This window comes from uncultured Aquimarina sp. (genome assembly GCF_947492965.1).
Classification (GTDB): domain Bacteria; phylum Bacteroidota; class Bacteroidia; order Flavobacteriales; family Flavobacteriaceae; genus Aquimarina.
In genome coordinates this window covers 746,746-753,125 of record NZ_CANLOZ010000003.1, presented here as the reverse complement: position 1 = coordinate 753,125, position 6,380 = coordinate 746,746, and the positions used below count along the sequence as shown (strand labels likewise).

2 protein-coding genes are annotated in these 6,380 nt (G+C 30.3%); both read right to left on the bottom strand.

Going from position 1 to position 6,380, the window contains the following annotated elements; all coding sequences use genetic code 11:
• Nucleotides 1-535: 535 nt before the first annotated feature.
• Nucleotides 536-3,322 carry a hypothetical protein gene (locus Q1B37_RS11245; RefSeq protein ID WP_299898692.1) on the bottom strand — a complete coding sequence of 929 codons (2,787 nt, stop codon included), beginning with the start codon at nt 3,320-3,322 and terminating at the stop codon, nt 536-538.
• Between the two features lie 958 nt (nt 3,323-4,280).
• Nucleotides 4,281-6,377 carry a putative porin gene (locus Q1B37_RS11240; protein ID WP_299898690.1) on the bottom strand — a complete coding sequence of 699 codons (2,097 nt, stop codon included), beginning with the start codon at nt 6,375-6,377 and terminating at the stop codon, nt 4,281-4,283.
• Between the last annotated feature and the right edge of the window lie 3 nt (nt 6,378-6,380).

Below are 6,380 nucleotides of genomic sequence, written 5' to 3'. Positions count from 1 at the left end.
CTTAATTCTTATTGTAATAATATCAGTATAAACCAATATTAATACGCGCTGTCAATCAATATATCAATGAACTTTTTTAACAACCCAACACAATCTTCATCGCTGGCTGTATTTGCTAATTATCAAGGAATCGAACCTTAAAAACAAAATCTCTTTTGCCCTACTCCAGTATAATTTCTATGCTTATGAACTTGGCTTGTTTCTCAAAGCGGGTGCAAATATAAAACGCTTTTTTATTCCCCGCAAAACTTTTTTGAACTTTTTTTAGAAAAAATTTTTATCAACTAAAAACTCTCCCAAAACATCCTCAAAAAAACCAAACTCTCTCAATGAACTCTCAAAACTTATTCCGTTTTGCGGGTGCAAACATACAACCCTTTTTCTTTTCCACAACAAAAAAATACAACTATTTTTTAACCTTTTTGTAAAACACTCTAAACATTAAAGTTACAAATCAAAAAAAATAATTTCTAAACTTTCAAAAAAGCAAATAATAAGAAAAACTAATAATTCGGCTCCTTTAAAATGCATATCTCTAAAAAACCATAAGAAAATTTGTCAGATTATCTTCTGGGTCTAATTGCAACTTTTTACGAAGCTTATGCCTATTTACATCTACACTTTGGGGACTTATACCGAGAAGCGGTGCGATTTCTTTTGAAGACAAATTCATTTTAAGGTATGCACACAATCTAAGATCTTTTGAAGTTAGACCAGGGTATTCCTTGGACAACCTTTCATAAAACTCCTGATGAGATTTATCGAAGTTAATTTTAAAGATCCTACTTTCCTTATCTGTTATATAATATTCTACAAGCCTTCGTAGATCCATATAATTACTCTCATGAGATCTAACATTAGAAGACTCTTGTATTTTTACGATTTTATCTCTGATTTTTTTAAGAATCTTGTTTTTGTTAAGATTTACATATGCCACTTGAGTAAGCTCTCTACTTTTTGCTTTTATTTCGTCTTCTAATTTGGAGTTTTTGAGTTCAATAATCTTGCGCTCTTGCTCAATCTTTTGTGCCTTATATTCTTCTCTTTGCTTTTGCAGTTTTTCTTCTTTTAGTTTTAGCAATTTATTTTTCTGCTTTTTCATTTTATATCGACTTATAAAGATACCTACCAGCACAAGACTTAAAAAAAGCAATACATATATTATATATGCTAACGGTGTTCTATAGATAGGTGGACTAATTTTAAACGAAAAAGAAGATTCTTTTATAATATCATCATATTTAGCTCTTACTTGTAGTTTATAGTCTCCTTCTATTAAATTATACAATGTCCTTTCTTGAGAAGCTGTCCAATCACTCCATCCATCATTATTGATTTTCGATTGATATAACACTTTTTTACCATAGAGTGGTAATGCGTATTTTACTTTAAGGTCATTATCTCTAAAAGGGATTCTTGATTTTCTAGTATACGAGATATTACTATTAACAGACACAAAGTCTCTAATAATAACATCATTCCTAGCATTTTTAACAGAAACTTCTCTATTTCGGACGTATGCCGAAAAACCACTATATATTGGAATAATTTCTTTGTCTCCATCCAATTCAAAAACATTCAAAACATCTGGCACCAGTTGATTTTGCAATTCTTCTAAATTGACTATTTCATCTCCAGTATCAATTATTACACTTTCATTATCCACATACCAAGTCTCCGTTTCCTTTTCTATAATTCTAGGCGCATACCCTTTATTCATTCCCAATGCTTCTTTTGCAAAAGAATTATTCTCTGCATTATAAGTATACATATGAAATCCAGATGTTATTATAATGTCATTCTTAGTTTTCGAAAGTGACAATACCACTCCTTCAAAATCACTTAGTGGAAAGAAGGATTGTTGTATTAAAGTTTTCTTATCTATATCTAATTTAAATTTAAAAACTCCTTCAGAGCGAAGGGCCAACCAAATATTATTTTGACTATCGACTTCTAAATACCTAACCGATTTATTAAAACCTTTAAGCTGATATTCCTGCCAGTCATTATTCTCTTTCTGATATAAAGCGACACCATTATAATTAGGAGATAAAACGAACTCTTCCTCACTAAACTCATATTTTCTAAAATCCCAAGCCCCTTTACTAGCACCTATTTTTGTGAGATCTTTATCTTGAACAATATAAGCTCCTTTATCATGACCAACCCAAATCTCATCATTAATAGAAGCAAGATTCCAAACCTGTCCATTCAACAACAGTTTAAAATCTTCTTCTATATCAGTTGGTTTCTCATCCAGCGTATACAATCCTTGATTGGTTCCCAAATAGTAGAAACCCCTATTTTTTACTGCCGCATAAGTTGTTCCTAATAAACCATAATAGTCATAATAATATTTTAAGGAAGAATTTAATTTGATATAATCAACTCCATAATCTAATGCTAACCACAAATTATGTTCATCATCCTGAAAAATCGATAACACCGTATTATTTTGAAGACCTTTTAATTTATTAATATTTTCAACATACCCAGAATCAAGATCCACAATATAAAGTCCGTTTGTTACGGTCCCTAAAGCAATTCTACCATCATTTAATTTTAAAAAAGAAAAAATCTGTGCACTACTAATTTCACTTGATCTGGAGAACTGAAGTAAAGTTGCTTTTCCATTCTTAACAAGATACAAACCTTTTGTGTCTGTAATAAGCAACATCTCATTATCAAAACTAGAAACTCCAATTATATTCCCATTTAACTGATCATCATCAAACACGTTAGAAAGGTTTGATTCGGACAGTTTAAAAACTCCACTTTCATAATCATTTACAAACAATTCTTCACCCACCATATAACTCCATTTAAAACAGCAGGGGGCAGGTATTTTTGTAATTATATTTCCTTGATTAATATAGAGATTACTAAATGTTTGAAAGATTATTTCATTGTCTAACTGATGTATCCTCCAGTATTCTTCAGTTTTATCTGATAGCTGTTTATTACTGTTATTTAAAAGAGAAATTTCAAAATCATTATACGCTTCTTGTCTATTTTTTAATAATCCAAAGTGTCCATCAGCACCAAAATAAATAGAGTCTTTATTTTTAACGAAAAGACTTCTGTTTGCCATAGCGTTGTTAGTTTCAATAGAATTCCATTCACTGCCATCATATATCAACACTTTATTTTCGTTGGCGATATAAATCAAGCCATTTTCATCTTGTTCGATATCCCAAGATTGTGCTCCGAAACCAAGAGACTTTGTATCATAATGAGTAATTTGATACTGAATTTTATTTTCAATTGATTGGGAGAAAGAAAAAAAATGTAATAAAAAAATTAATAGGCAAGTACGATTCATTAAACGCTGTATTTACACTAAGGGTAGTATTTCAAATATACTAAAAACTCACGAAAAATCTTAAAGAGTCACTAGAATAAGGAACTGTAAAAAAGTATTATTCTGTCAAATTTCCATGATAAAACAATTAAAATTGAGCAAACAATATTTCTTTAATTTCTTTAAGAAAAAGACGGATAAAATGCCGGAGGAACATAAAACTTACTCACTCCAGCATCTTAAAACAACTAATCTAAATTATTGAAATTCTAAGCTTTTTCTAACAGATGTTTAGATAGTAACATCTAACCTTTCTTATTTTTATCCAATTCTTAACAATCATAAAGAAGAATCTAAACTCTCTTTTTTGAATTCGGCTAACTCAATTAAACTGTAATGGGTAAATAATCCATAAGCAACAAATATCTCTCTTCATAACGCTTTGTTTTAAACCTTACATATGTAGTAAAGTCTTAATTGATCTATTAACCATTTCGGAATGATTATGTGGTTAATTTCTTTCTATCTTAAAAATTACTTTATTGTTATTGCTCGAAACGAAAAGAAAAACAGGGTAATTACAAAATACCTTGTTTTTTTCTATTAACCTTTATCAAAACTACAATAAAATTACATTTAATCTATCAATTTCATAATCTTAACTATATATATACAATCAAGAAATCATTCTTAAATATAAAAAACCAAAAATCCTGTTAAAAAACTGAAAAACAAATATTTAACCCAAAAAAGCATCCTTACCCTCCTTAAATGTAGATCCTAACCCATACACATCGTATTATAGATTCTTTCAATAAGCAGATAATCCCAAAAACTCTATTATTACAGTCTTATTTAATCGAAAAAAATAAATTTTGTGAAAGATTTTGAGGAAACTTCAGTATTACTATTATTATTGAAACTGATGATAGATGTCATAATCTACTAAATCAATTATAAGATATATTGGCACAAAAGTTTACAGGAAGAAATTCCATACCAGACCGAAACGAATCACGGCATCTCTAGGAGCATATCCAGGAGCAGAAAATTCATTGTTCTGACTGAAAGCTTCTCCAAAGTTCTCTACTTTAAAATAGATTCGTGTTTGTCTTATTCTAGCATTAAAAAAGATATCGAACTGAGGAAAGCCACCAAATGTTTGTCTTGTATCAATAATTTCGTCTGGATCACTATTATCAAATTGATCAAAATATTCAATCTCATTGGGGCTTTGTACATAAAATTCTGACAGTACTGGATCATAACCATCCGCGTCATACTCCGAATAATATTTAAAAGTTACACCTGTCTGTAAAAACAATGCTCTTTTAAACCAATAGTCTTGATAATAAACACTATTTCTGGTAACAATATTAGGAACATTATACACTTCGAAGGTTCTAACATCTCCAACTTCATTTGTAGTATTGGTTGCATTACTAACATTCTGATATACTATTGAATTATCGACACCTAACCAACCAAATTTTAAACTATTGGAAAGCTTAAGCTTTAATAAATTCAAACTACCATCATACTGTTCAGGAACAGTAATAGAATCTGTGTTTTTTGTAAAATATGTATAGTTGTCAATGGTCGAATAGCTAGCTTCTATATTTGCCCAATTCTTAACCTGCACATTAGCATGAATTTTTTGAGTTTCTACATTTTTAAAATCATTAGTAGCATCAGTATTATTAAAATTCTGCCAGTTATAACTAACGTAATCACTCTGATATAAAAGAAAATTATAATTCGGAGCTGAAGAACTTGTGCTTATACCTAATTGTAGACCATAATCACCGAGCTGATATCCTGCGGAAGCATTTAAATAATTCCCATCAAAATCACCTGATATAATGGACATTCCATCTGCAGCAAGTTGAAATCCTTTATAATATTTTTGATAAGATCCTCCTACAGAAACTATATTTCCTTTAATTCTATTTGTAATATCCGTACCATCTTCTAAAGTAAGAATTGTATTGTATCCGTAATTATAGTCTGAAATACCGGCATTAACAGTTAGGCTACCTAACCAATTATTATCTACATTTACAAACAATTGATTACTAAAATCTTCTAGCGCAGCTTTATCTTGTAATGCTCCAGAATCATACGACGTTCCAAAAAGATCACTTGGTGCAGCCTGGTCAAACTGAAAAGATTTATCGGTAAGATCTAGAATATGTCCCACAGCTATATTCGTATTAGTACTATCTGTTTTTTTAATAATATCGTATTTGTGATTTAGATAAAACCTTTTTCCAAGTAAAATACTCTCAGCATTTTCAAAATTCACCTCGATAGATCCCCTATCGGAAAACTCATCAGCTTCCTCTCTAAATTCTTCAGTATTATTAAGATATTGATTTAGACCTGTTTCTGAGAGCCCTCCATTCTCTTCGTTTAATAAGTCTTGAGATACAAAATGAGTTCGTATACTATATCTGTCATTTTTAGTTCTATAATTTGCTGTAGCTCTAAAATTACCTGTACTCGTAAGTGCATGTTGGTATTTTCCTAATGACCTATTCCCTTTATATGCAATCGATAGATTTAACCTAGGAGAAGTATTTACCGTAAAAAACGCATCTAACTGTTGCCCTTGTTCAAAAGTAGTTTTAAAATACAATTCAGTTAATGGCGTAGGAACATTATAATACAGAATATCTTCCGCTTCCATAAAATTAAAATGTCTTGCCCTTGCGCCAAAAAGAGGTAATAAATGGTTATATTCTTCTACTTTAATCAAACTATTGTAAGTTTGCCCGACATTATTTATGGGCTGTAATCCAAAATCATCTCTTCGCAAATAGTTGAAGTTATAATCCCTTTGGATCGTTAATGTAGTATCTACAAAAGTAGTATCATTTTTAATACTTATGATCTTATAATCCGTAATCGGAGGTTTGCTTTTGGTTTTCTTTGCAAAAGGCTTCCTTTTTTGAGCGAAATCAGGAATCTGTTGCGTATTCGTCCCTCCTCCATCGAACTCTTCTTCATTACCTTCCTGAGCACTTGCTATGGAACCTATTAGAAGTATAATTATAAATACTAAATTCTTTTTCATCTA